Genomic DNA, 1,044 nt, shown 5'->3' with positions numbered 1-1,044 from the left:
CGCCATCCCCTTCACCGGATCGATGACGCTGCTCTTGTCGGCGGTGCTGGTGTTCGTGCTGTCGCTGGTGCTGCTCTGCTACACGATCTCGACCGTCGCGCGCACGCAGATGCAGGCCTTGCAGCTCACCTTCTTCTTCTTCCTGCCGTCGATCATGCTTTCAGGCTTCATGTTTCCCTATCGCGGCATGCCGGGCTGGGCGCAGATCTTTGGCGAGATCTTTCCACTCACGCATTTCCTGCGCATTACCCGTGCCGTCATGCTGAAGGGCGCGCAGCTGCCGGCGGTGGCCGTGGAGATCGGCTGGCTGGTGGTGTTCGTGGCGCTGTTTGCCGGCGTCGCCCTTGTCCGCTTCCGCCGCACGCTGGACTGAAAACAGCCGCTGGTGCGGTCCAGGGTTCCATCGAACCTGGACCCTCCCGTTGGAACCATGCTTCTGCCCCGGCGTTGTCGATCAGCCTCGCCGCTGCCACTTGCGGGCCAAGACGGCCCCCTCAGTGCAAGCGAAGCCTTTGGCACCCCGAAGTCCGGCCGGATCATCTGGCGGGAGGCGGAATGCCATCAAAACAACGAGATAGAGCGCAGACTTGCAAGTGTATTGCGCTCTATCGACCAGCAATGGAGGCAATGATGAGACTGTATCTTTCCGCCACCGCGGCCGGGCTTCTGCTTGCGGCCGGAATCGGTGCCGCCGCCGCTCAGGACGTGATCATCGAGCCGCAGCAGGAGACCGTTATCCGCGAATATGTGCACAAGAAGCCGATCGCCTCGGTCGACCTGCTGGGCGTCCAGCTGGCCATCGGCTCGACCTTGCCGGACACTGTGGAGCTGCATGCGATCGATGTTCCTGATGTGCAGTACCGCTATGTCGTCGTCAACGGTCAGACCGTCCTCGTCGATACCGGAACCCGTCGCATCGTGAAAGGCATCGACTGACGGCACCGTCATCAGCTGACGGGCACTGGGCAATTCCAGGAAAAGTGCGCAGCGGTTTCCATCCGGAATTGCGAAACAACAAGGCTGCCCGCCCTGCCATGCAGGGCG

The 1,044-nt window shown here is 62.2% G+C and carries 2 protein-coding genes; both read left to right on the top strand.

All coding sequences use genetic code 11. The features are described 5' to 3' along the window. Positions 1-373: ABC transporter permease (locus FJ980_RS34100; protein WP_140547721.1), on the top strand; the 373-nt coding region annotated here is incomplete at its 5' end. Between the two features lie 257 nt (positions 374-630). Further along, a complete protein-coding gene (locus FJ980_RS34095) occupies positions 631-936 on the top strand; it encodes a DUF1236 domain-containing protein (protein ID WP_140547722.1) in 306 nt (101 codons plus the stop codon). The last annotated feature ends 108 nt before the right edge of the window (positions 937-1,044 follow it).

Source organism: Mesorhizobium sp. B1-1-5, assembly GCF_006443065.1.
Taxonomy (GTDB): Bacteria; Pseudomonadota; Alphaproteobacteria; order Rhizobiales; family Rhizobiaceae; genus Mesorhizobium.
Note: the sequence above shows the minus strand (reverse complement) of the source record. Positions and strands in the feature narration are given on the sequence as shown.

What these genes read in the sequence shown, in the direction of transcription:
- FJ980_RS34095 (WP_140547722.1), top strand. Translation starts at nt 631, where the DNA reads ATGAGACTGTATCTTTCCGCCACCGCGGCCGGGCTTCTGCTTGCGGCC.